The 24,552-nt window shown below is 59.8% G+C and carries 22 protein-coding genes, 1 tRNA gene and 1 pseudogene; 8 read left to right on the top strand and 16 right to left on the bottom strand.

Annotated features, from left to right (window positions below; translation table 11 throughout):
- Window positions 1-53: 53 nt before the first annotated feature.
- The 16 genes from mnmE to rsmI all read right to left on the bottom strand — a co-directional run bounded on the left by mnmE (window position 54) and on the right by rsmI (window position 15,905).
- Window positions 54-1,418 (bottom strand): tRNA uridine-5-carboxymethylaminomethyl(34) synthesis GTPase MnmE, encoded by a 1,365-nt coding sequence (gene mnmE / locus AB4090_RS11870; protein ID WP_369574092.1) that lies wholly within the window; start codon window positions 1,416-1,418, stop codon window positions 54-56.
- Between the two features lies 1 nt (window position 1,419).
- Window positions 1,420-3,021: a membrane protein insertase YidC gene (gene yidC, locus AB4090_RS11865; RefSeq protein WP_369574091.1), complete on the bottom strand. Its 1,602-nt coding sequence runs from the start codon at window positions 3,019-3,021 to the stop codon at window positions 1,420-1,422.
- A 14-nt stretch (window positions 3,022-3,035) separates the two neighbouring features.
- A complete protein-coding gene (gene yidD, locus AB4090_RS11860; protein WP_369574090.1) occupies window positions 3,036-3,248 on the bottom strand; it encodes a membrane protein insertion efficiency factor YidD in 213 nt (70 codons plus the stop codon).
- Between the two features lie 5 nt (window positions 3,249-3,253).
- Entirely contained in the window at window positions 3,254-3,583 is a 330-nt protein-coding gene (gene rnpA / locus AB4090_RS11855) for a ribonuclease P protein component (RefSeq protein WP_369574089.1), read from the bottom strand.
- 3 nt (window positions 3,584-3,586) lie between these two features.
- On the bottom strand, window positions 3,587-3,721 hold the full coding sequence (gene rpmH / locus AB4090_RS11850) for a 50S ribosomal protein L34 (RefSeq protein WP_215872187.1): 135 nt from the start codon (window positions 3,719-3,721) through the stop codon (window positions 3,587-3,589).
- A gap of 183 nt (window positions 3,722-3,904) precedes the next feature.
- Entirely contained in the window at window positions 3,905-4,282 is a 378-nt protein-coding gene (locus AB4090_RS11845; protein ID WP_369574088.1) for a hypothetical protein, read from the bottom strand.
- Between the two features lie 4 nt (window positions 4,283-4,286).
- Complete coding sequence (locus AB4090_RS11840) at window positions 4,287-4,424, bottom strand: hypothetical protein (protein WP_369574087.1); 138 nt, start codon at window positions 4,422-4,424, stop codon at window positions 4,287-4,289.
- A gap of 58 nt (window positions 4,425-4,482) precedes the next feature.
- Window positions 4,483-6,108, bottom strand: coding sequence for an ABC-F family ATPase (locus AB4090_RS11835; RefSeq protein ID WP_369574086.1), 1,626 nt, complete (start codon window positions 6,106-6,108; stop codon window positions 4,483-4,485).
- A gap of 318 nt (window positions 6,109-6,426) precedes the next feature.
- Complete coding sequence (locus tag AB4090_RS11830) at window positions 6,427-9,600, bottom strand: type I restriction endonuclease subunit R (RefSeq protein ID WP_369574085.1); 3,174 nt, start codon at window positions 9,598-9,600, stop codon at window positions 6,427-6,429.
- Window positions 9,601-9,646: 46 nt separating this feature from the next.
- Complete coding sequence (locus AB4090_RS11825) at window positions 9,647-9,856, bottom strand: type II toxin-antitoxin system Phd/YefM family antitoxin (protein ID WP_369574084.1); 210 nt, start codon at window positions 9,854-9,856, stop codon at window positions 9,647-9,649.
- A 34-nt stretch (window positions 9,857-9,890) separates the two neighbouring features.
- Window positions 9,891-10,691, bottom strand: a complete 801-nt coding sequence (locus tag AB4090_RS11820; protein ID WP_369574083.1) for a hypothetical protein — start codon at window positions 10,689-10,691, stop codon at window positions 9,891-9,893.
- Complete coding sequence (locus AB4090_RS11815; RefSeq protein ID WP_369574082.1) at window positions 10,688-11,929, bottom strand: restriction endonuclease subunit S; 1,242 nt, start codon at window positions 11,927-11,929, stop codon at window positions 10,688-10,690. Before AB4090_RS11815 ends, AB4090_RS11820 begins: the two co-directional genes overlap by 4 nt.
- Complete coding sequence (rhuM, locus tag AB4090_RS11810) at window positions 11,926-12,912, bottom strand: RhuM family protein (RefSeq protein ID WP_369574081.1); 987 nt, start codon at window positions 12,910-12,912, stop codon at window positions 11,926-11,928. Before rhuM ends, AB4090_RS11815 begins: the two co-directional genes overlap by 4 nt.
- The gene (locus AB4090_RS11805; protein WP_369574080.1) at window positions 12,909-14,768 is read right to left on the bottom strand and encodes an N-6 DNA methylase; all 1,860 of its coding nucleotides are present in this window, start codon (window positions 14,766-14,768) and stop codon (window positions 12,909-12,911) included. The genes rhuM and AB4090_RS11805 overlap by 4 nt, the downstream gene beginning before the upstream one ends.
- Window positions 14,769-14,938: 170 nt before the next feature.
- A tRNA-Phe gene (locus tag AB4090_RS11800) sits at window positions 14,939-15,014 on the bottom strand.
- A 15-nt stretch (window positions 15,015-15,029) separates the two neighbouring features.
- Entirely contained in the window at window positions 15,030-15,905 is an 876-nt protein-coding gene (gene rsmI, locus AB4090_RS11795) for a 16S rRNA (cytidine(1402)-2'-O)-methyltransferase (RefSeq protein WP_369574079.1), read from the bottom strand.
- A 39-nt stretch (window positions 15,906-15,944) separates the two neighbouring features.
- Between rsmI and AB4090_RS11790 the strand changes: the two genes are divergently transcribed.
- The 8 genes and pseudogenes from AB4090_RS11790 to AB4090_RS11755 all read left to right on the top strand — a co-directional run bounded on the left by AB4090_RS11790 (window position 15,945) and on the right by AB4090_RS11755 (window position 24,487).
- Window positions 15,945-17,729, top strand: coding sequence for a penicillin-binding protein activator (locus tag AB4090_RS11790; protein WP_369574078.1), 1,785 nt, complete (start codon window positions 15,945-15,947; stop codon window positions 17,727-17,729).
- A gap of 3 nt (window positions 17,730-17,732) precedes the next feature.
- Window positions 17,733-18,098, top strand: coding sequence for a YraN family protein (locus AB4090_RS11785; RefSeq protein ID WP_369574077.1), 366 nt, complete (start codon window positions 17,733-17,735; stop codon window positions 18,096-18,098).
- A pseudogene (locus AB4090_RS11780) lies at window positions 18,095-18,658 on the top strand (SIS domain-containing protein); the annotation flags it as partial. The gene AB4090_RS11785 and the pseudogene AB4090_RS11780, both read left to right, overlap by 4 nt.
- Window positions 18,632-19,165, top strand: a complete 534-nt coding sequence (rfaE2, locus tag AB4090_RS11775; RefSeq protein WP_369574127.1) for a D-glycero-beta-D-manno-heptose 1-phosphate adenylyltransferase — start codon at window positions 18,632-18,634, stop codon at window positions 19,163-19,165. The pseudogene AB4090_RS11780 and the gene rfaE2, both read left to right, overlap by 27 nt.
- A complete protein-coding gene (locus AB4090_RS11770) occupies window positions 19,162-20,544 on the top strand; it encodes an FAD-binding oxidoreductase (protein WP_369574076.1) in 1,383 nt (460 codons plus the stop codon). Before rfaE2 ends, AB4090_RS11770 begins: the two co-directional genes overlap by 4 nt.
- Before the next feature lie 6 nt (window positions 20,545-20,550).
- On the top strand, window positions 20,551-21,321 hold the full coding sequence (locus AB4090_RS11765; protein ID WP_369574075.1) for an RMD1 family protein: 771 nt from the start codon (window positions 20,551-20,553) through the stop codon (window positions 21,319-21,321).
- On the top strand, window positions 21,318-22,415 hold the full coding sequence (waaF, locus tag AB4090_RS11760) for a lipopolysaccharide heptosyltransferase II (protein ID WP_369574074.1): 1,098 nt from the start codon (window positions 21,318-21,320) through the stop codon (window positions 22,413-22,415). The genes AB4090_RS11765 and waaF overlap by 4 nt, the downstream gene beginning before the upstream one ends.
- A 47-nt stretch (window positions 22,416-22,462) precedes the next feature.
- Window positions 22,463-24,487, top strand: a complete 2,025-nt coding sequence (locus tag AB4090_RS11755) for a cation-translocating P-type ATPase (protein ID WP_369574073.1) — start codon at window positions 22,463-22,465, stop codon at window positions 24,485-24,487.
- Window positions 24,488-24,552 lie beyond the last annotated feature (65 nt).

The raw sequence follows: 24,552 nt of genomic DNA, 5'->3' as shown, positions 1-24,552 counted from the left end.
GCGATCGGTGATGCGGTACAGGATAGTCGAGATGCGTATCTCTGACAAAAAGCTTACTTGCCGATGCAAAAGCGCGAAAAGATCTCACCCAGGATCTCCTCGACATCGACAACGCCGGTGATTTGTCCGAGGGCGTCGGCAGCTTCCCGCAGACCCTGAGCAAGCAATTCCTCGGCAGCGGGGTGATGTAGGCTGTCAGCGGCCTCGTGCAGGTGGCTCAGAGCCGCCTCCAGCGCCAGGAGATGGCGCTGCCGCGCCGCCCAGCCGCTGTGCTCATTGCCGCCTAGCCGTTGCTGAAGATGGGCGCGAAGTTCCTCCAGCCCAGCCCCGACGCTGGCAGAGATACACAGTGCGGGGATCCCCGAATCCGGGGCGACAAATTCTGGACAGAGGTCGATCTTGTTCCACAGCAGGGTGCAACGCTGCGCATCGAGCCCTGCCAATAGCTGCGCATCCTCTTCCTGCCAACCCTGACTGGCGTCGAGTAGAAGCAGGATCTCTTCGGCGCTGTCCAGCAGGGCACGGCTGCGGCGGATGCCCTCTTGTTCCACCGGGTCCGTGCTATCGCGCAGCCCGGCGGTATCCAGTAATTCCAGGGGCAAGCCACCCAGCTCTAGTTCTTCGCGCAGAATGTCGCGGGTGGTGCCGGGGATGGGCGTGACGATGGCGGAGTCGCGCCCGGCCAAGGCATTGAGCAGGCTGGATTTGCCGACATTGGGGCGGCCGATGAGGAGAATCCGTGCCCCGCGCGCCAGGCGCGCACCCGCACGACTTTGTTCCAAAATTGCCGTCAGACAGGTCTGTAGCTCTTCTACCTGCGCGCTCAGTGCCTGCTGATGTTCCTCGCCGAGGTCCTCCTCGCTAAAATCAAGGCCGGCTTCGGCCAGGGCCAGGGCGCTGAGGATGGCGGCGCGTAGACTATTGATGGCCGCTGAAAAACGCCCCTCCAGACTCGCGATGGCGGCGCGCGCCTGGGATTGGCTACGGGCATGGATCAGGTCGGCCACGGCCTCGGCCTGGGCCAGGTCGAGACGACCATTGAGGAAGGCGCGCTCGCTGAACTCACCGGCACGGGCTGGACGCGCGCCTAGGCGCACGGCATGTTCGAGCAGGATTCCGAGAATCACCGGGCTACCATGCCCCTGCAGCTCCACCACGTCCTCGCCGGTGTAGCTGTGCGGCGCGGGAAAATAGAGCGCGATACCGTGGTCGATGCGCTCATCTGCCGTTTGGAGAAATTGCCGTAAGTAGGCATGCCGCGCACGCCATCGCTGCCCGTCGGTTAGGCCACAAAGGGCGTTGGCAATCGCCAGGGCAGACGGGCCGGAAAGGCGCAGGATGCCAATGCCTCCTTCGCCCGGGGGGGTGGCGATGGCGACAATCGTGTCGCCCAGTTGGTAGCGCCCGCGGCGCGCCACTCTAGCGCTCTTTCATGACGTGGCGGGTGATCAGGTATTGCTGACCAATGGAGACCACGTTGTTGGTCAGCCAGTACAGGACCAGGCCCGCGGGAAAGAAGGAGAAGAAAATGGCGAAGGCGACGGGCAAAATCGACATGATCTTTTTCTGCACCGGGTCCATCGGCGCCGGGTTCAGACGCTGCTGCAAGAACATGCTGATGCCCATCAGCAGCGGCAGAATGTAGTAGGGATCGGGCACCGCCAGATCATGAATCCAGAGAATAAATGGCGCTTGCCGCAGCGACACGCTCTCCACTAGCACCCAATACAGGGCAATGAACACCGGCATCTGGATGACGATGGGCAGGCAGCCGGCCATGGGGTTGACCTTCTCCGTGCGGTACAGCTCCATCATCTTGGCGCCCATCTTCTGTTTGTCGTCGCCACATTCCTTCTTGATTTGCTCAAGTTTCGGTTGCAGCTTGCGCATGTTGGCCATCGAGCGGTAGCTAATGGCGGAGGGATAGAAAAAGATGATCTTCACCGCTACGACCAAGAGGATGATTGCGAGGCCCCAGTTGCCGGCCCAAGAGTGAAACCAGTTGAGCACCCCATGCATGGGTTCGGCAACGATCGAGAACCAGCCATAATCGACCGTCTGTTCCAGGCCGCGGCCCAGGGCCGCCAGTTGATTCTGTTGCTTTGGTCCCAGGAAAAGCTGCTGGTGCAGGGTATAGCTCTGTCCTGGCTGCAACGTGGGCAGCGCTTGCTGCACGCCAGCGGCATAGTTGCCACCCTCCGGACGCGCATACAGTTGCACAGATGCGTGTGATTCCGGTAGCACCGCCTGCAAAAAGTAGTGATCGGTCATCCCCGCCCAGCCGGGACCACCATGCTGCTCGGGATGATCACGAATATCGGAAAACCCCTTTTCGCTGAGATTGCCATTGTGCATCAAGACCGTACCGGTAAAGATCGACATGAACCAATGGCTCTGGGTGCGATCGTTGCGCAGGATCTGATCGAAATAGCTGCCTTTCCAAGGCTCTTTGCCCGTGTTGGTGACACGGATGTCCTCGTTCACCACATACGTATGTGGCTCGAAAGAAAAGGTTTTCTCAATCTTGAGTGGGCCAGCCTGCCCACTTAGCGTAATGGGTTCGCCGTCGCTGACAGTCTTTGGCGCGCTGAAATCCGGACGTAGTGTCTGACCACCGGCGTCGATGAAACCGCTCTGCTGCGCGGTGAGCCGCGCCGCGCTGCTATCGAGGATGGGATAGGGAGCCTTGTTGTCGACGGCGATGGGATAGTCCCGCAGACCGAGGTTCTGGATGTCACCACCCTGTAGATAAATCCTGCCGCTATACAGCACTGTCTGAAAGGCGACACTGGGTCCCTCCCCGACCGCTGTACTCGTCACCACGGGTATGGCGCTGGGCGCGACAGGGCTGCTGGTAATGGCGGCAGATGACGTTGTCGCCGCCGCCGGCTTGGCCACCGACTGCGTGACTGCGGTAGGCGTCGGTTTGGGGCTGGGCTTGGGATGGGGTACAAGCCACTCGAAGAGTACCAGGACGATGATCGAGAGGACGACGGCAAGGATGGTACGTTGGCTATCCATGGGGCTCCGTAAACTCAGGGGACGGGGTCGTACCCCCCCGGGTGAAAAGGATGACAGCGAGCGATGCGTTTGATGCCCATCCAGCCACCACGCAAGACACCGTAGCGCTCAATGGCCTCGCAGGTGTAATGCGAACAGGTTGGATGGTAGCGGCAATTCTGCCCGAGAAAGGGGCTCAAGACGAGTTGGTAGCCGTGTATCAGAAGGATAACGGCACGACGCAGCATTCGCATCAACGCAACACGCTGTCCAGACGTTGACGCAGCGCGGCATAATCCGCATCACGCGCTGCCGGTCGTGCCACCACCATGAGATCACAAGACAACGAGCGCCCGGTGCTTAAGCGAAAGGCTTCGCGCAGGCGCCGTTTGAGGCGATTTCGGTACACGGCTTTGCCCACCTTGCGACTGACCGCGAAGCCGATCCGGGCATGGCCAAGGTCGTTGTCCAGGCGGTAAAAAACCAGCTCGGGAAAACTACGCTTCTTCCCCTCGCGCAAGGCCTGCCGGATCTCGGCTTTGTTGCGCAGGCGGTCGTTACGGGTAAACGCCTGGCTGCTCATGCCTCAGGGGCAGAGCTTGTACCGGCCCTTGGCGCGCCGCCGCTTGAGCACTAGGCGGCCAGACTTGGTCGCCATGCGGGCGCGAAAACCGTGGGTGCGCTTGCGATGCACGACGCTAGGCTGAAAAGTGCGCTTCATGATGATCTACCCCAAAATTTCGTAAGGGCACAGAAGATAAGGAGAACCCCCCCGAAAGTCAAGGCGTGTTCGACTCCGTGTTCGCCCCAAACCGTATGGCCACTTCAGCATGGAGTGGCATACTGCTATCGCTACTTGCAACGGTAGCGGTGCCGGCAGGACCGGTGCCAAGCAGCACGGAACTTACTTTTGACCGTGCCAGTGCTCGATCGCCTGGAGGACCTCTTCATCGAAGCGCTCCGGGGGCGCGTGACGAATCCAATCTTGTACCTGCTGTATCCGCTGCGCGCGGATAAACGTGTAATAGAGCTGCTGAAAGAGCGGATCTTCGGCCACATAACAATGGATCTGTTCCTCCTGGCGCCGTAGTTTCCAGAGCTTGCTTTGTCCTGCCACCCGGCAGTGCAGGGTTTTGTCATCTACCGTTACGACTTCGACCGACTCTATCGCCGAAACCACATCGCTATAGGGTTGATGACGCAGGTGAAAGAAGCGATCGCCTGGCTCTGCTTCGCGCATGTCCAGGTAGCGGTATTGGGCGTCTCCACAGGTCTTTAGCATACTTTCATCCAGCGATTCCAGGGCCAGCGTAGAGCCACCAGAGTACGACGATAACCGCGGCACTGGCCAGCGTGATGGCACCGCTGATCAATAATAACTTGAGTAAGGCCCGCGCCTCAGCATAGGAAGAGTCTTTCGTCATCGCACTTTTTGGAGTGCGATTTTCCAACAGAGTTTCAAGGATGGCCGAAATTTTGCGCTCACCGTCCTTTCCCCACCTTTTTCTGGACGACTTTGCTATTTTGCTGGCCGCGCAGATAGTCTTCATAGCTACCCTTAAAGTCTTCGATCCCTTGGGGAGTGAATTCGATAATGCGGGTGGCCAAAGACGAGACAAACTCCCGATCATGACTAACGAAAATTAGCGTTCCGTCAAATTTTTCCAGGGCATTATTCAACGACTCGATAGATTCCATATCCAAATGGTTGGTGGGTTCGTCGAGGATCAGAACATTGGGCTTTTGTAAGGTGAGCTTGCCGAACAACATGCGCCCTTTTTCGCCACCAGAAAGCACCTGTACCTTGCGGTCTACCTGATCCTGCCCGAAAAGCAGCCGCCCTAGTACACCACGGATGGTCTGGTCATCGTCTTTTTCGCTGCGCCATTGGCTCATCCATTCGAACAGGCTGAGCTCTTCGGTAAATTCCGCAGCATAATCCTGGGCAAAGTAGCCAACTTTGGCATTCTCGGCCCACTTGATCACGCCAGCGTCGAGCGCCATTTCGCCAAGTAGGCAACGGAGTAGGGTGGTTTTTCCCAGGCCGTTGGCACCGATGATCGCCACCCGTTCTCCTGCTTCGATGTGCAGGCGCAGATTGTGAAACAGCGGCAACTCTGCAAAGCCTTTGCGCAAATCTTTGCCATCCAGGGCATGACGGTATAACTTGCGCTCTTGTTGAAATACCAGGTACGGACTCTGGCGGCTCGAGGGTTTGACCTCTTCCAACTCGATTTTTTCCAATTGTCGGGCACGGGAAGTCGCCTGCTTAGCCTTGGAAGCATTGGCAGAAAACCGGCTGACGAAGGTTTGTAACTCCGCCATCTTTTCGCGTTTTTTGTCATTCTCTGCCAGCAATTGCTCACGCACCAAGGTCGAGGCGCGCATATATTCATCATAATTGCCAGGATAGATGCGTAGTTCGCCGTAATCCAGGTCGGCCATGTGCGTGCACACGCTATTCAAAAAATGGCGATCGTGGGAAATGATAATAATGGTGCTGTTGATGGTAGCGAGCAATTCTTCCAGCCACTGAATGGTATGGATATCCAGGTTGTTGGTAGGCTCGTCGAGCAGCAGAATGTCCGGATCGGCAAAGAGCGCCTGGGCGAGGAGCACGCGCAATTTCCAGCCTGGGGCAACAGCGGACATCAATCCCTGATGTTGTTCCAGGGGGATACCAACGCCAATCAGCAATTCCCCCGCCCGCGCCTCGGCAGAGTAGCCATCGAGTTCGGCGTAGTCCCCCTCGATCTGGGCGATGGCCATACCATCCTCGATATTGAGTTCGCCAAGGCTATAGAGACGATCACGCTCCTGCTTTACCTGCCAAAACTCGGCATGTCCCATCATGACCGCATCCAACACGGTGTAGCCCTCAAAGGCAAACTGATCCTGACGCAATTTGCCCAAGCGTTCACCACTGCTCAGGCTGACATTGCCAGAGCTGGGTTCCAGATCACCCCCAAGAATCTTCATCAAGGTGGTCTTGCCACTCCCATTGGCGCCGATCAGACCATAGCGATTGCCATCCCCAAACTCGACGCTGACATTCTCAAACAGGGGCTTGGAACCAAACTGCATGGTCAATTGATGGGTGCTGAGCACGGTGAACTCCGACGGGTGGCAAGCAAAGACGATGGGCGCGATGATAGCATTTAAGTGTTCGCAGAGGGACTCACTGTTTGCCAGATACGCCGCTCAGTTACCGTATACGCATCTGATGAACGAGGTGCTGCTGGCCAAGAACGAAGCCGTGCGGGAGAAGGCCAAGGCAACGGACCAGTGGAGCTACCTACCGCTTTGACCAGAGGGGTTTGGCTTTTCGGAGTGGCCATTCTCAGCCGCTGAGTGGGATCGGGCTCTGGGTTGTGGCCCTGGGCCTGACATGAGCTTATCCATGATGCTCAGGCAGGGGGTGGCACATCAACCATGCTCCATCCCGCCTGTTCCCTTGGCCTTCAGCGCTTCATAGAGGCCCGCCGGGCCGAGCAGGATTTCCTTCAGTTCCAGGCGGATGCGCGCGGATTCCAGGGCCTGCTTGCTCATGGCCGTGAAGGAGGACAGCGCGTCCATGACCGCATCCAGGATGAGGCGGTCCAGATCGGGGGAGTTGGCGAACTGTTCCTTGGTATTGTTGACGGCCTGCTGGATCAGGATTTCGCAATCCAGCAGCTTGCCCTTGATCACATCGTTGACGTAGACCAGCTTGTCATGCTCGCTGATCTCGCCCACGAAGAGGTCGTTGATCTTGCCGATGATGGCATCCAGCGACTCCCGATGCGGGTCCCGCACCTGACCTTCTCCCGGACGGGTCGGCTTGATCGGCTCGCCGCCGGACAGGCTCAGATGCGCCATCCCCAGATCCTGGACCGTGTAGTGGGTGAGCGCCAGGGCCGACAGGTCCACCGTTTCCATGTCGCGGTCGAAGGTCAGCAGCCGATGCAGCAGCTTGTAGAAGATGGCGCGCTTTTCGATGGCGGTGTTGCCGTAATTGAAGATCTGGCAGAGAAAGCCGTACAGGCGCACAAAGGTGGCGATGTCGCGCTTGAAGAGCCATAGCGCATCCATCCGGGCCTTGGCCGCCCCGGCGGCTTCGCTGTCCGGGTCGTGGGCCTGGAATGCCGTCTTGGCCGCATGGAACTGGCCCAGCAGCCGGTTGGAGACATACACCAGGGCCGCATCCACCTGGGATTGCTGTTTCCCCAGGAGCACCGCTTCCGCGACCGCGTTCACCTCCGTCTCGGCGTAGTAACCCTGGGCGTCGAGCTTGGCGCGCAGGTCGTAGATGAGGTGGGGATCGGTCACGCCATCCAGTTCGGCGGTCTCGAAATAGGGCTTGAAGGCCGCGAGGATCTCGGCAGGATCGTTGACGAAATCCAGCACATAGGTCGTGTCCTTGCCGGGATGGGCGCGATTGAGGCGGGAGAGGGTCTGCACCGCCTGGATGCCGTCGAGGCGCTTGTGGACGTACATGCCGCAGAGCAGCGGCTCGTCGAAGCCGGTCTGGAACTTGTTGGCCACCAGCAGGATGGCATAGTCGCCGCGCTGGCCGCCCCGGCTCATGAACGCCTGGCGGATACCCTGACTGTTCAGGTGGGGGTTGAGCAGGGTACTGTGCTCGCTCAGGGGGTCGGGGCTGCTTTCCGCGTCGATGACCTCGCCGGAGAAGGCCACCAGGGTATTGAGACGGTAGCCCTTCCCGGCGATGTACTTTTGCATGGCCCGCTGCCAGCGTACCGCTTCCAGGCGGCTGTTGGTCACCACCATCGCCTTGGCCTGACCGCCCAGCAGCGGCTCCACCAGCGTGCGGAAGTGCTCGACGACGATCTGCACGTGCTGGGCGATGTTGTACTCGTGCAGCCGCACCCAGCCCATGATGCCCGCCTTGGCCGTACTTTCGTCCACCACCGGGGACGCCTTTCCGTCCGATCCATTCCCGGCGTGCGCCAACTGGAAGGCCATCTTGTAGGACGTGTAATTGCGCAGCACATCGAGGATGAAGCCCTCCTCGATGGCCTGGCGCATGGAATAGACATGGAAAGGCCGCGGCACATTGTCATCGGCGGGCGGGCGCGCGGGATCGGGCCGGGTGCCGAAGAGCTGCAGGGTCTTGTCCTTGGGGGTGGCGGTGAAGGCGACATAGGTGATGCCGGACGCCTTGCCCGCTGCCTTGGCCTGCATCTGCGCGCCCAGTTGCGCGTCGAGCAGGTCTTCGACGCTGATCTCCTCGCTCTCGTCCATTTCCATTTCGACATCGCCGGAGAGAATGACCTTGAGCCTCGCCGCCGTTTCGTTGCTCTGGGAAGAATGGGCCTCGTCGGCGATGACGGCAAAACGCTTGCCTTCGGTGGCGGCCAGTTCCCGCACCTTTTCCAGCGCGAAGGGAAAGGTCTGCAAGGTGCAGGCGATGATCTTCTTGTTGGCGGCCAGCGCCTCGGAGAGTTCACGGCTCTTGCTGCCGCCATCCCCCTTGACCAGGGCCACCACGCCGCGCGTGCGCTCGTGGGCCGAGAGCGCCTCCTGGAGTTGGTCATCCAGCACGGTACGGTCGGAGACCACGATCACGCTGTCAAAGACCTTGGCGTTGTCCGCATCGTGCAGGTCCGCCAGAAAATGCGCCGTCCAGGCGATGGAATGGGTCTTGCCCGAGCCCGCCGAATGCTGGATCAGATACTTGTCGCCGGGGCCATCCCGGAGCACGGCAGCCACCACCTTGCGGGTGGCGTCGAGCTGATGGTAGCGGGGGAATATCCAGCCCGCCAACTGCTTCTTCTCGTTTTTCACCGGGACCAGATAGCGGCCCAAAATATCCAGCCAGGAATCCCTGGCCCAGACTTCCTTCCAGAGGTAATCCGTGGCGAAGCCGTTGGGATTGGGCGGGTTGCCCGCAGCCCCCTGATTACCCTGATTGAAGGGCAGGAAGCGCGTCTTCATGCCGTCCAGGCGCGTGCTCATGCGCACTTCGGAATTGCTCAGGGCGAAATGCACCAGCGCCCCGCCCGGAAAGCTCAGCAAGGGCTCGATGGCGTTCTTGCCGGGCACTTTGGGCAGGCGGTCCGACTTGTACTGGTACTCGGCATCTTCGACGGCCTGGGTGTAGTCGGTCTTGATCTCGATCGTCGCCATCGGCAGGCTATTCAGGAACAGCACTAAGTCGATGCAATTCCCGTTGTGCAGGGAATAGCGCACCTGCCGCACGACCCGCAGGCGGTTGGCGGCATGGCGGGCCTGCAAATCCGCATTCATCGCCAGCGCGGGACGAAACTGCACCACGCTCACCGGATGACGCAGCCCCAGCATCTCGAAGCCATGGCGCAACACATGCAGGGTGCCGTGGGTATCAAGGGTCTTGCGCAGCCGGTCCACGACCTCGTTCATGGCGTTGGCGCCGTGGGTCTTGACGATCCGCGCCCAGGCATCGGGCTGACTGGCTTCGATCCAGGCGTGCAGATCATCGGGGAACAGGGCGTGCTCGCGGTCGTAGCGCGGGGCGTCGGGGCTGATGTGGGAGGCGTCGGGCGGGGTGTAGAGCCAGCCCAGGGCCGCCATGTCGGCGCAGATTTCGGATTCGAGACGGGATTCGGTGTGGATGGGCATGGATTAGGTGCTCCAGGTAACGACTTCGACCAGAAGCATCATCGTCCTAGACCGTGCCCTTGGATGGAATGAACATGGCCTTGATTTCGGCCTGTGCGAAATGGTCGAACTCTTCCGGCATGGTAAAGCGCCCCACGCCCAGGCCCAGCGGGCGCGGCTTGCCGGCGCGAGAAATAATGATCTCTTCCCCAGTGCCTATCTGATCCACCTCGCGGGGAAGCTGGGTTTTACTTTCCTGAGGGTTGGCTTTCGACATGATTTGCTTCTCCGCCCTTCGGTACGCGGGTAGCCTAGTCCAGTCCGTTGCCGCGATCAATCGGTACCGTGGCAATGTCCGGCCGAGATCGAAAAGTAGATGGTAAACTCAATCGTTCCGCCTTTTCCTCCTCTGTTTCCGAATAAAAGGGCCTGTCCTCGTGTGGGCCGTCAAAAAAGACCATCTCTACCATTTCCGCGGAAAATTTTTGAGCGTCCGTAGGTTCCTCGAAGGGTACTGGATGAGATAGTGCCCTTCGCGATACGAAAAGCCGGATCGCGTGGAATTTGTCTTTTTCGGAATCGCTGTATTCAAGGCCAGCGTACTTTATATTGCTACACAAATACTCCGGTTGTCCCTCTCTCCTGCCTTGAGTATTTGTGCGTGGGAACTCTCTAAGTTCGGATGAAGGCAGGTCTATTTCGGTAAATTGCCTCTTGAACTCAATTTGATCTCCTGGGGCCAAAAGATCCGCAACTAGAATTCTTTTTGTCCATAACTTTTTTTCATCTCCACCCAAAAAAATGCTAACAGCGTGGGCTGGTCCAGGTCCATAATTTTTGACAATGCAGGACATTTTTGGCCCATGATGGTCATTAATAAAATAAGTTTCCGGGCAGGTTCCGAAGCGCTGCTTGTCAGCATTTTCAGGAAGTGGTGAAATAATGCAATAGGGTTTTATCTTGGATTTTTCTATCTTCTTTGTCAGATCGATACTTTCCTTGGCGGCGGCAGACATATGTTTTGATTGCTCCACGCTTTTGTATGTAAAAAATGCCAATGCGAGTGTGCCAATCCCTACAAGAGCATCAAAAAAAATGTGAATACAGTTCATTGGATCTCCCCGCGTGTATCGATCTTCCCCGTCACCACCGACGAGATCAAGGCGCTGCGGCGTTCTTGCAGCAGAGTGATGGCTTGTTCAGCTTTGGTGATTAGGTCGTCCATCTTGGCGGTTTCGCGGTCGAGGAAGGCGGCTATGACTTTCTGTTCTGGCAGGGGTGGAACGGGTAAAGAAAATGAGTTGAACTCATCAGCAGGTAAACGCCATCGACCCAGTTGAGCCGACCCTTGCCCATACGGAAAGAAAATTTTTTGTTTATATGCATTCTGAAAGATATAAAGGAAGAATTTAGCGGAGAACGACTTTTCTTTCTTGAAACGAAAAACTCTATAATCTGGGCTGGTCACGCCAAAGAATGGAGAGACATCAACGTATCCCGTTAGTAAATCCATGTGGTTCATTGCGAAATCGCCAACATCTACGATCTGATACTTGGAATAATCCATAGAAAGCTGCCCGTCACCGCTTTCTATGTTTTTTATCTGAATCCCGCGTTGGGTGATGGATAGAATGTCATACCCTTCTTCGCCTGCTATGCGTTTGCAAATTTCGAATATGCGCCTAATACAGCTTACGCCCCACTCATCCGGCACCATCCCCAGCCACTCCACCCCGGAGTCCTTCATCGGTGCGTCCGGGTCCAGGCCCTTGGTGACGGCGTGGGAGATGACGGCTTGGCGCTTCTCGCGCAGTAGCTCGATGAGCCGCCGCTGCGCCCCTATCAGCGCGTCGATCTTGCCCGTTTCGCGGTCGAGAAAGGCGGCGATTGAACGGCGCTCAATCTCTGGTGGGATTGGTATGCGCAAATCACCAATTCGCTCTACAGATAGACCAGGCTGTGCTGAAGAAATTGAATACTGTCCGAGGTTCATCGCACTCAGCAATTCTCCGAGCCAGAGAACGGAAGTCGGCTGATAGGGAGACACCACAACTGCGTGTTCGGAAGCCCAGAATTTCCCGTCGGCGTAATTGACATTACCACACAAAGCCCCCTGCCGACCGACCAGCGCATAAAATCCATCATGAGTAAAAGTATCACAGTACCCACGCAGCCCATTTCCGCCATAAACCGGATAAACGCCGTTTTCTTGAATTGATACGCCAGTGATGAAATCGCCACTTTGTAGTGAGGCAAGCCTCTTGAGCTTTGTCACATCCCACCCCTCCGGCACCTCCCCCAACCACTCCACCCCGGAATCCTTGTATTTCGGATAGCGCAGGAAGCTCATGCGCGCGCTTCCTTTGCACCATCGGTATCCCCCACCAACATGTGCATGATGAGGCGGATCAGCACGTCCTTGTCCTTGGGGTCGGATTCCGCAACGAGCAGGGCCAGTGCGGCCAGGCCGACATCGTTGATCACCACACTGCCATCGGCGCGTTGCAGGCGTGCGTTGCGGTGCAAGAAGTCCAGAAACAGCAGCGCCGCGCTGCGTTTGTTGCCGTCGGACAGCGGGTGGTTCTTGATGACGAAGTACAGCAGGTGCACGGCCTTGGCTTCGACACTGGGGTAGGCGGGCTCACCGAAAACGCTTTGGTCGAGATTGCCGAGGAGGGCTTCCAAACCGTCACCGCGCTCCTGCCCAAACAGTTCACTGGCCTCGCCGCGCTTCATGAGATCGGCCTTGAGGGTGGCGATGACATGGCGCGCCTCTGCCGGGGTGGGCAGCACGCCGCCGGGTTGCCCGGCGGGCTCGGTGAGCAGGCCCTCGTCGTAGCGTTGCAGCCAGAGAAACGTATGCGTGTAGCGGGTGAGCACGTCTACCAGTCCGCGTCCGGCATCCAGCCCCAGATCTGGGCTGGCGGCGGTCTTGCGGATGAGTTGCAAGGCGGTTTCCAGCTCGCGGGCGTTGGCCTCGAAGCGCTGCCGGTTGAGGGTATAGCCGCGGGTGAGGTGCTCCCGAAGCAGGGCGGTGGCCCATTGGCGGAATTGCACACCCTGCTTCGACTTGACCCGGTAGCCGACGGAAATGATGACGTCGAGATTGTACAGGCGCACGGGCTTGTCGGAGCCGGCAATGTGCAAATTTTGCACATTGCTTTTCTCCTCCAGTTCGCCTTCCGCAAAGATGTTGCGAATGTGGCGACCCACCACGGTACGATCCCGCCCAAAGAGTTCCGCCATCTGCTCCTGTTTGAGCCAGACGGTGTCCCGCTCCACACGGACCTCGACCACACCTTGGGGGGACTGGTAGATGGCGATGTCGCTCATGCCGACATTTCCCCGATCATGCGCTGAATCTCGCCCATGACGGCGGCGAGATCGGCGTCGATCTCGGCCAGCGGACGGGGCGGCTCGTAGACATAAAAATGCCGGTTGAAGGGGATTTCGTAGCCGACGATGCCCACCTGGCCGTCCTGCGGGTCCCGCTTGCCGGTGTCGATCCAGGCATCGGGGGCGTGGGGCAGGACCTCGCGCCGGAAATAGGCGTCGATGTCTTCCTCCAGGGCCACGTTCTCCGTATCCCGCCGCTTGCTGTCGGCCTGTATCCTGCCCTTGTTCTTGCCCTTGGCGACCAGCACCGGCTGGCCGTCCTCGTCCAGCAGCGGGCGCTCGATGGTGATCGTGCGGGTGCCGAATTCGTGGTTGGCGAGGATCTTCGAGAAGGGCGCCACCTTGATCCGTCCCCCTGGGGGCGCTTGCGGCGCGGCGATGTCCTCGTAGAGCAGCACCCGCTCCACTTCCTTGCCGTCCCGATCCAGCACGATGGCCTGATCCAGCTCCATGAAGCCGCCGAAGACGTGGGCGATTTCCTTGATGTGGGCGGGCGCCAGCTCCTTGCGCTTGGAGCCCAGGCTCTTGCGCATCTTCTGGTAGAGGCCGGAGGCGTCGATGAGCTGCACCCAGCCGCGGCGGTCCTCGGCCTTCTTGTTGGAGATCATCCAGACATAGGTGCTGATGCCGGTGTTGAAGAACATGTCGGTGGGCAGGCCGACGATGGCCTCCACCAGATCGTTTTCCAGGAGATAACGGCGGATTTCGCTTTCCCCCGACCCCGCGCTGCCGGTGAAGAGCGGCGAGCCGTTGAGGACGATACCGATGCGGCTGCCGCCTTCTTCCCGTGGACGCATCTTCGACAGCAGATGCAGCAGGAAGAGCAGGGAACCATCGGACACGCGCGGCAGGCCCGGCCCGAAGCGCCCGGCCATGCCTTTTTGCTGATGCTCGGCGCGCACCTCCTTCTCCACCTTCTTCCACTCCACGCCAAAGGGCGGATTGGAGAGCATGTAGTCGAAACGCCGGCCCGGATGACCGTCGTCGGACAAGGTGTTGCCGGGCACGATGTTCGTCACATCCTGGCCCTTGATGAGCATGTCGGCCTTGCAGATGGCGTAGGATTCGTCATTGAGTTCCTGCCCGAACATCGTGAGGCGGGCATGGGGATTGATGTCGTGCAGGTGTTCATCGGCCACCGAGAGCATCCCGCCGGTGCCCGCCGTGGGGTCGTAGAGGGTGCGGACGATGCCGGGCATGGTCAGGACATCCCCATCCTCCGTAAAGAGCAGCTCCACCATGAGATGAATGACCTCGCGCGGGGTGAAGTGCTCGCCGGCGGTCTCGTTGGACATTTCCGCGAATTTGCGCAGCAATTCCTCGAACACCAGGCCCATCTGGTAATTGCTGATGGCGTCCGGGTGCAGGTCGAGACGGGTGAATTTTTCCGTGACCAGATAGAGCAGGCTGGCCTTGTGCAGCCGTTCCACGGTCACCGCAAAATCGAAACGGCTGAAGATGTCGCGCACGTCACCGGAAAAGCCCTGGATGTAGCTGTGCAGATTGGCGCGCAGGTTGTCCTGGTCGCCCAGCAGCCTGGGCATGTCCAGACTGGAGACGTTGTAGAAGCTCTGGCCGGCCTTGCGCAGCACGAAGGGCGCATAGGCGATGTCCGCCGCCTTTTTCTCCCGGTATTCCGCCAGCACCGCCTCTTTGCTGGGTGCCAGCACGCAATCCAGGCGCCGCAGCACCGTGAAGGGCAGGATCACCCGGCCATATTCATGGGGCTTGAAATCCCCGCGCAGCAGGTCGGCGACGGACCAGATCAGGGCGGAAAGGCTTTGTTGGTTCACGCAATGCTCCATACCATTTTTGGGAACGAGCATACCCATGCGGGCTTCAACAGGCAATTCCGGCTGTTAACCCTAGATTTGGGATTCATTGGCAAATTCGTGGGTGCACTGAATCTGTATCGGGGTACCAGAGGATTCTCAAGGGAGGATTTGTAAGATTTTGTTTTATATGGTGCCCAGGGACGGAATCGAACCGCCGACACGAGGATTTTCAGTCCTCTGCTCTACCGACTGAGCTACCTGGGCTGTGAGAGTCGCGATTTAATCCGACTCTGTTGTCGAAGTCAAGGCGAGGGCGCGTTGATAAAGGCGACGGTGGGCAACGTCGCACTGCGCTTCGGCAATGCGCACCGCTTGCGCGAGCGGCAGCTCCGCGAGCAAGGGACGTAGTAAGCGATCGAGCTCTGCTTCTCCGCTCTCACGCGCTGGCGCACCAGCCAAAACTAGACACATCTCGCCACGCTGGCGTTCCGGGGCAGCCGCCAAAGTCGTCAGGATGTTATCGAGGGTTTCGCCAATGCTTTCCTCGTGCAGCTTGGTCAGCTCGCGCGCCAGCACCGCACCCCGTTCGCTAGAAAATGCGGCGATCATGTCTTGCAGGGTGGCAAGAATCCGATGCGGTGCCTCGTAAAAGATCATGCTACGGGTCTCGTCCACCAGCTCTTGCAGCCGCTGTTGCCGCGCGCCGCTCTTGGCCGGGAGGAAACCTTCAAAGCAAAAGCGGTCCGTTGGCAGGCCGGCAAGAGATAAGGCCGCTAGGGATGCGGAGGGGCCAGGGACAACGGCAATCTCTACCCCAGCGCGGCGCAAAGCACTTACCAGGGGATAGCCAGGATCGGAAACCAGCGGCATCCCAGCGTCGGAGATGAGGGCGAGGCGCTCGCCCGCTTGCAGGTAGGCAAGGATGCGCGGAATTTGCTCGCGTTCATTGTGCTCGTGCAAAGGCTCGGTCCGCGGCTGGATACCAATGCTCTGAAAGAGACGCTGCGCGTGGCGGCGGTCCTCTACCAAGATCCGATCGGCCGCGCTCAGTACTCGTCGCGCCCGGGGGGAGAGATCTTCCAGGTTGCCGATGGGCGTGCCGACAATATCCAGGCGCCCAGCATGTGTCCCTTGCTCAACTGGCATCTTCGTCATCTAATTGCGCACCTGCGGTCTTCTCCCTACACTCTGCCCATGCACCTGCACTCCCAACTTTTTGCGCCGGCATGGTGGCGCCTTGGCAGCATAGCGCTAGTCGCAGCGCTGCTGAGCGCCTGTGCGAGTATGCCACATCCTACCGCGCCTACGCCTACCCCCCCGGCTGCAGTTTCCTCTACGCCGCCAGAAATCAGCCAGGCGAAAGAGGCAGACCGACTGCTGGCCGAAGGAAAAGATCTCGCTGCCGCTAAAGACTACATTCAAGCGGCAGCCGCGAGTGGCACCGATAAGCAATTGGACTATCTGCTCAAGGCAGCGCAGGCGTCGTTGGAGGGTAACCGTCCACAGGTGGCGGAATTGCTCAGCGCGGAAGTTTTGCGACTCAGCCATGAGCCTTCACAACGTGCCACAGCGCTGTGGATTCAGGCACAAGCCTATCAGCGTGATGGGCAAGATAAGCTTGCCCGTGGCTCTCTCGCCGAACTCATCAGTATGGGCGATGTCCCGCCTGAGCGACGCGCCGCGGCGATGGGGCAACTCGCGAAACTGTACCAAGCGGAAAACCACGATCTCACCGCGCTGGACTTTCTGGTGAAACGAGATGCCCTCCTTTCCGGGTCCGTAAAAACAGAAAATCGGCAACAGATTCACACCCTACTCAGCGCGCAAAGCTCGGCGCGCTTGAAGAACTGGCAAGGCCGCAGCGGCGATCCGATCGTCCAGGAATGGCTCGCCTTTGCCTTGATTGCGCGTGAGCATGTTGAGCCCGCGAATCAGCAAGCGGCCTTTGCAGCCTGGTTGCAGGCGCACCCGGGTCATCCAAACATTCATTACGATCATGCGGCGGAAACATCGCAAACCGGGGCACATGGCGCCATCTGCACGCTGCTCCCTACGACTGGGCGTTTTGCCGATGATACCCTCGCCTTTACGGCGGGGTTGCAGGCGGCGGCCCGGCAGCAGGCCGGACCGGTTATTCATGAATTGAGCGACAGTAGTGATCCGGTGTTAAATACCACCCAATATGCCACGGGCGTAGCGTCGGGATGCGCGGCTTTTGTCGGCCCCGCCTTGCCGCAAGACATCAGCGCGGTACTTGAGGCACGACGTCCCAACGATCCGCCCATCCTTCTCCTGGGCGATACTGCTGCTGACCCGGCCAAAGGCATCTTCGACTTTGATATCAGTTTGCAGGTAACCGCGCGCCGGGTAGCGGAAGATGCGTTCCAGGCTGGATTCCGACAGGTGGCCGTGTTGTATCCGCTCGATTCCGCCGGCGCCAGCATGCAAGCGGCCTTTTTAGAGACCTGGAAAAAGCTTGGTGGAGGCGTTGCTGGAGTCGCCCACTATCGCGTGGGTAGTGGCGATAGCACTGCGGCCGTTCAAGAATCGCTGGGCTCTGGATCAGGGCAGCGCGGTTTCATTTTTCTGGTTCCACCAGAGCAAAATCTCGCGTCGATTGTCGCGGATATACGCGCGCAAAGTGCGAGTCCGATCCTGCTCGCCGGTATCCCCTCCGTTAGTGCGGAGGGCTCTGGCAATCTGGTAGGCGGAAAAATCTATGCGCTGGGCATGCCTTGGGTCTATGATCCGCAACTTGCCAGTGGCCCGACCGCACTGGCAGTCAAGCAAAGCCTGCCGCAGGCGACAGCGCAGCAGTGGCGCATGGCAGGGCTGGGTGTCGAGTCCTATGGCCTGCTTGCCAAAATTGTGGGTGCGACGCAGTCGGGTCAGCAAGGAGTAATTAACAAAAGAAACTTGCGCTGGGTAACTTGGCAAAATGGCGCCACCCAAGCCCTTCCGAGCTTACCGAGTCCCTGACCGATGCCGTCGCCCACGCAACAGGTCGGACAGTGGCATGAGCAGCGCGCACAGAGCTTGCTGCAGGAACGGGGGATGCGCTTGTTGCAGCGCAATTTTCGCTGCCGTTCCGGCGAAATCGATCTCATCGCGCAAGATCGGGAACATCTGGTTTTTATCGAGGTGCGCAGCCGCAGTCACGATCGCCAGGGAACAGCGGCAGCGAGCATCGGACCGCGTAAACAGCAACGTATCATCCGTGCCGCGCAGGTTTTTCTGTTGCGCTACTCCCAATATCAATCCTGGCCTTGTCGCTTTGACGTCGTAAGCTTTGATGGTGAAGCGGCGGGGGAGTGGATTCGCGACGCCTTTCAGGTACCCAGCCCATGACAGAGTCCTCTTTCTGGTCCGCGCAATTGGGCGAACACCGTGCTCTACTCGCTGGATTGGACGAATTGGCCGTGCCCAGCGGGCAAGCAGAGCAGCGCATTCTGCAAACCTGGCGTCGTGGCGGCAAACTCTTGAGCTGTGGCAATGGTGGCTCGGCCGGCGATGCCGCACATATTGCCTCGGAGTTGGTCAACCGTTTCGAAGGCTGGCGCCGCCCCTTGCCCGCCATCGCCCTGAGCACCGATGGCGCGGTGCTTACTGCCATTGCCAACGACCTCGACTACAACCAGGTCTTCGCCCGCCAGGTGGCGGCCTTGGGCAGTGCCGGGGACAGCTTGCTGGTATTCAGCACCTCCGGCAACTCCGCCAACATCCTCGCTGCCGTGCAAACAGCACACGAGCGTGGCATGTGGGTATTGGCCTTCACCGGACGTGATGGCGGGGCACTGGCCCAGCGTCTGCGGCCTGGCGACATCGAATTACGGGTAGCCCACGAACGCACAGCGCGTATCCAGGAAGTCCATCTGCTCCTGATTCACAGCCTCTGCGCCGCTGTCGATGCGCACGCCGCAGAACTAGACCAAGCAATAACGCTGGAAGAAAAAATCATTAACGACTGGGATGAGCTCGCCGCGCGCGTCAAGGGGCAGCGCCCCCTGGTCTTTACCAACGGTGTTTTCGATATCCTGCACCGCGGGCATGTACAGTATTTACACGAGGCACGGGCGCAGGGCGCCTGCCTGGTCCTTGCCGTAAATAGCGATGATTCTGTGCGACGTCTGGGCAAGGGGGCCGACCGCCCGATCAATGCCCTTGGGGATCGCCAGGGCGTGCTCGCCGGACTCGCATCTGTCGATTTTGTCACCATGTTTAGCGCAGACACCCCGCTGCAACTGATTGCGAAAATTCGGCCTGAGATTCTCGTCAAAGGCGGCGATTGGCCAGTAGAAAAAATTGTTGGCGCCACCGAGGTGCAAGGCTGGGGTGGACGGGTGCTGAGCATTCCCTTTCAACACCAGCGCAGCACCAGCAACTTGTTGCAGCGCATTCGGGAACGTTTACCATGACGCAAAATGCGATTGCTGGATTCAAGGCCAGCCTGGGTGTCGAGCGCGCCCGCGACGATCTCTTTACCCGCGAGCTTTACAGCAGCGACGACACCCCCGAGGCACGCCTGCCGGCGCTGGTACTCTTCCCCCATAGCCATGAGGAGGTGCAGGCCATCGTGCGTCTGGCCGGGCGTCACCACTTGCCGCTGACGGCGCGGGGAGCGGGTTCGGGTAACGTCGGCGGTGCGCTCCCGGTAGAAGGCGGTGCGGTCATCTCATTCGAGTGCATGACAGAAGTTCTGGAATATGCCCCGCAAGAGCATCTCATCCGTGTGCAAAGCGGCTGTATCACCGCGGAAATCGATCGCATCGCCAGAGCTGACGGCCTCAGCTATCCCCCCGACCCGGGCAGCAGCCCCTACTGTCGCATCGGCGGCAACCTGGCGATGAATGCCGGCGGCCCGCATGCCGTCAAATATGGCGTCACTCGCGATTATGTGTTGGCGCTGCGCGCCGTGACCGGGCGCGGCGAAACCCTGGAAACTGGCGTGCGCACCAGCAAGGGGGTGGTGGGTTATGATCTCACCCGGCTTTTGGTGGGCAGCGAGGGGACCCTCGCTCTGATCACTGAGGCCACCCTGCGCCTAGCGCCCCGCCCAGCCGCCCGTGCCCTGTTGCGGGCGGCCTTTGCCCAGAGCAAAGATGCCTGCGCGGCCGTGAGTCGTGTCATGCAGCAGACGATTCTCCCCAGCGCGGTAGAATTCATGGACCCCCAGGCCTTGGCGGCGGTGCGTGGCATGGGTGCAGCCAGTAGCCTGCCGCAGGCGACGCAAGCCCTGGTCATGGTCGAGGTCGATGGAGAGCTGGAGGATTTGCCCCGCCAGTTGGAGATCATGGCCGCCGCCCTCACTGGCGACGGGCTGCTGCAGTTGGAACGCGGCCAGGATGCAGCGACCATCGCCGCCCTGTGGACGGCACGCAAGTCCCTATCTCCGGCAACCAAGGCTATGGCGCCGCTGAAAATCAACGAGGATGTCGTTGTGCCGGTGCCGCGCCTATGCGACCTCCTGACCGAGATCGAGGACATTGCTGGCTCGGAGCGGCTGCGGGTCGTCAGCTTTGGCCATGCCGGAAATGGCAATTTGCACGTCAATTTTCTCGTCGATCCCGCCGATGGCGACGAAATGCAGCGCGCCCGGCGTGGTCTGGATCGTCTCTTCGGTAAAGTCTTAGCCCTGGGGGGCACCCTCTCGGGTGAACATGGGATCGGTAGCGTCAAACGCAGTTTCGTAGCGCGCGAGCTCGACCCCGTCAGCCTGCATCTGCAGCGGGAAATCAAAGCGCTCTTCGACCCCTTGGGCATCCTCAACCCTGGCAAGCTGTTTCCCGAGGTCTGAGCACGTATGCAGCCGCTGCTCCACGCCATTCAACCAGTGCGCCAGATCCAGCTCAAGACCTGGCCCGAAACCTTTGACATGGAGCGTGTCTACGAGGGGCCGGCACACCGCATGTTGCGTGAAGGCGAGACCCGCGTGGTGCTCTTTCGCTCTGGGGTGATCTGTTTTTACGAGGCCGGGCCGGCGTTGCAGGCACGCATCATGGCCGGGGTGCAGGCCGCCTTTCCCGCAGTCAGTAAGGTGACTGTGGAAGAGCTCGAGCTGCGCTTGAGCGAGCGCGACGGCGTGGCAAAAGAGGCCGTGCAGTTGCGCCAAATCGATGATGAGCGCCTCTTTCTGGTTGCGCTGCGGCTGGCGCAGAGCCTCGCCTTGGAGATGCATGAGGAAGCGGTCGAAAATCTCCTCGAAACCACGCTGAACCTCCTGTCCGAAGTTACCAGGAGCGGGCGTCTGCCGGGTCGCAAGGGCGGCTATCTGCGTTTTCTTGCCTCCACCTCCGCCACCCGCACCGAGATCCTTTCGCGCCTGGCGGTGCTCGACAATCCCGACGTTGTCTGGGAGACCCCAGGCCTCGAACTTCTGTCGCGGGAACTGTCTGCGGATCTGGAGTTGACCAGCCGCTTTCGCGCGCTTGACGAAAAACTAGACGCCATTGGTGAGGGGCTGGAAGTAATTGTCGTTGCCAGCCGTCACAAGCGCGAAACCATACTGGAGTGGATCATCATTGTGCTGATTGCCGTGGAACTGCTGGTGATGATGGCAGGCTATTTGTGGTGAGCGACTTGCGGCCGTTGGTACCGGAGGAAGATCCGTTGCCGCGGGTACAGCGTATGACCCGGCTGGCGCGCAGCAACGACCCGGCCCAGGTCCTGGTTGTTGGGCCCTCATGGGTAGGTGACATGGTCATGGCGCAGGTACTGTTTCAGGTGATGCGCCGGCGTTGGCCGCGGGTGCAGATCGACCTCTTGGCGCCGCCTGCCAGTGCGCCGGTAGGACAACGTATGGCCGAGCTACGCCGAGTGATCCCCCTGGAAATCCCGCATGGTAAACTGGCGCTCAAGGCGCGGCGCGCTCTTGCTCAGGAACTCCAGCCTACGGACTATGACTGGGCCATCTGCCTACCCAACAGCTTCAAGTCGGCGCTAGTCCCGTACTGGATGAAGATTCCCGTGCGCAGCGGCTTTCGCCGCGAGATGCGCGCCTGGTTGCTCTCTGATCCACATCGACTGAATCGTCGCAAACTGCCCCGTACCGTAGATCAGTACGTCTCCCTCGGTTTGCCGCCACGTCTGCCACAACCGCAGCAATTGCCAGCACCCCGTCTGCAGGTCGATCTGGCAGCTCGCGACCTGACCTGGCAGGAATTTGGCCTTAACCCGAGTGCCCGCGTTGTCGCCTTGGCCCCTGGTGCTGAATATGGTCCGGCCAAACGCTGGCCCGTGGCCCACTGGACGCGCTTGGCCCAGGCCCTATTACAAAGTGGTTATGAAGTCTGGCTTTTCGGGAGTCCCAAGGACGCGCCGATCACCCAGGAAATTGCCGCACAGGCAACGGGAGCGGTCGATCTGGGTGGGCGAACCAGCTTACTGCAAGCCATAGATCTCCTCTCCCTTGCGCCGATCACGGTCAGTAATGACTCCGGCCTCATGCACGTGGCTGGTGCCGTCGGCAGTCGCGTGATCGCTCTGTACGGGCCCACACCGCTACAAATGACCCCGCCGCTGTCAGCCCATGCCCAGGTCATTCGCCGTGAATTGTCGTGTAGCCCCTGTGGCAAACGGGAATGTCCGCTAAAGCATCATCGCTGCATGGAGGAGATTGAAGTCAGCCAAGTGCTGGCGCAGGTGCTTGGCAGCCCCACAAGTAGATAAAAAGAGCTTGTCCTCCTACACTGGAAAAAAGTGAAGGGAGCGACAGCATGATGGAAATAACAGAGGCGCCTGCAGCAGCGTATATGGTCGATGCCGACACCGTGCTCGGTCAGCTGGAGACTCGACCGCAAGGGCTAACCAGTAGTGAGATCGCATCGCGGCAAAAACACTACGGTGCCAATCGTCTGCCTTCCAGGCGCCCGCCCAGTTTGCTCATGCGCTTTTTGCGACAGTTTCGTGACCCGCTCATCTATGTCCTCCTTGCGGCTTTTGTGGTTACCCTGCTCCTGGGGCATCTACTGGACAGCGCCGTAATTTTTGCCGTGCTCTTTCTCAACGCCTTGATTGGTACCCTGCAGGAGGGTAAGGCGGAAAATGCCCTGGCGGCGATCCGCAAGCTGCTCCGTTTGCAGGTCAAGGTGCGACGTGGCGGAAAGTGGCAGGGTGTCGACGCCGAGGAGCTCGTACCTGGCGACATCCTGCAGCTGCGCTCTGGCGATCGCGTTCCGGCGGACTTGCGCATCCTCTCGGCTCAAAGCCTGCGCGCCGACGAATCCCTGCTTACCGGCGAATCGCTGCCCAGCGACAAATCCGCCGCCGTGGTGTCGGCCAATGCTGCCTTGGGCGACCGCCACAACATGCTCTACGCCGGCACGTACATACAGGCCGGTCGCGCCGAAGCGGTGGTCACCGCCATCGGGACCTCTACGGAAATCGGCAAAATTCAGGGGTTGATGCAAGGGGTAACCGTTATCCAAACCCCGCTCACGCGGCAGATGCAGCGCTTTAGCAAAACCCTGGCCGCTTTGGTTCTCGCGCTTTGCGTCCTGATGACGGGTTTCGGTCTGGCGCGGCAGCTACTGCCGCCCTTCGAGGTCTTTCTCGCGGTAATCAGTTTTGCAGTGGCCGCAATCCCGGAAGGGCTCCCGGCCATCCTCAGCATTACCCTGGCGATCGGGGTGGAACGTATGGCCCGACGACAAGTGATCACCCGCCGCCTTCACGCCATCGAAACCCTGGGTTCGGTGACGATTATCTGTACCGATAAAACCGGCACCCTGACCCGTAATGAGATGTTCGCCCGCAGCCTGCGCACCCATGCGGGAACCTATGAAGCTACTGGCGCTGGCTATGCAACCCAAGGCGAGCTCAGCGGGGACAACGCAGTGGATGCTGCGCGCTTTGCTGCCCTGGAGGTAGCCAGCCTGGCGAACGACAGCGAGTTACGGCAAGAGGGCGGACACTGGCAGATCGTTGGCGAGCCCACGGAGGGAGCGCTGCGCGCCCTGACTAGCAAGGCCGGATTTGCGCGCGAGGGCTACCAGCGTCTTGCCAGTATTCCTTTTGAATCCAGCCACAAATTCATGGCGGTGCTGGTGCAGCGACCTGACGGTACGCGCCGGGTTCTGCTGAAAGGTGCGCCGGATCGGGTTTTGGAACGCTGTCGTAGCATGTTTGATGCCAGCGGCATGGTGCTACCTCTCGATCGCGTGTTCTGGGAGCGGGAAATGCGCCGCCTGGGGAGCGCGGGATTGCGGGTATTGGCCCTCGCGCAGCAGGACGTAGATGCTGGTCAGGAAACCTTGAACCTGGACAACCTGGGGCAGAGCCTCACCCTGCTGGCCTTGGTGGGTATTGTCGATCCGCCGCGCCCGGAGGCCATCGACGCCATTGCCGACTGTCGCCGTGCAGGTATCCAGGTAAAGATGATTACGGGAGATCATAGCCATACCGCTTTGGCCATTGCCGGGGAGATGGGTCTGCTCGACCCCGCGCATGCCAAGGTATTGACCGGCAGCGAGATCGACCAAATCGCCCCTGCAGATCTGCCGGCGGCAGCCCTAGAAACGCAGGTGTTCGCCCGCACCAGCCCGGAACACAAACTGCGCTTGGTCGAAGCGCTGCAACAGCGCGGGCAGGTAGTCGCCATGACCGGTGATGGTGTCAACGATGCGCCCGCGCTAAAACGCGCCGATGTGGGTATCGCCATGGGCGTGCGCGGCAGCGAGGCGGCCAAGGAAGCCGCCGACATAGTGCTCCCGAGTTCGACAGTTAATTTTATAACTCATTGATATTGCGAATAGCGATTTTAAAACGCTCCACTACAACAGAGTCAGTTGCTGAGACGCGGCTGGTT

The organism is Acidithiobacillus sp. IBUN Pt1247-S3 (assembly GCF_041146875.1).
Taxonomy (GTDB): Bacteria; Pseudomonadota; Gammaproteobacteria; order Acidithiobacillales; family Acidithiobacillaceae; genus Igneacidithiobacillus.
Note: the sequence above shows the minus strand (reverse complement) of the source record. Positions and strands in the feature narration are given on the sequence as shown.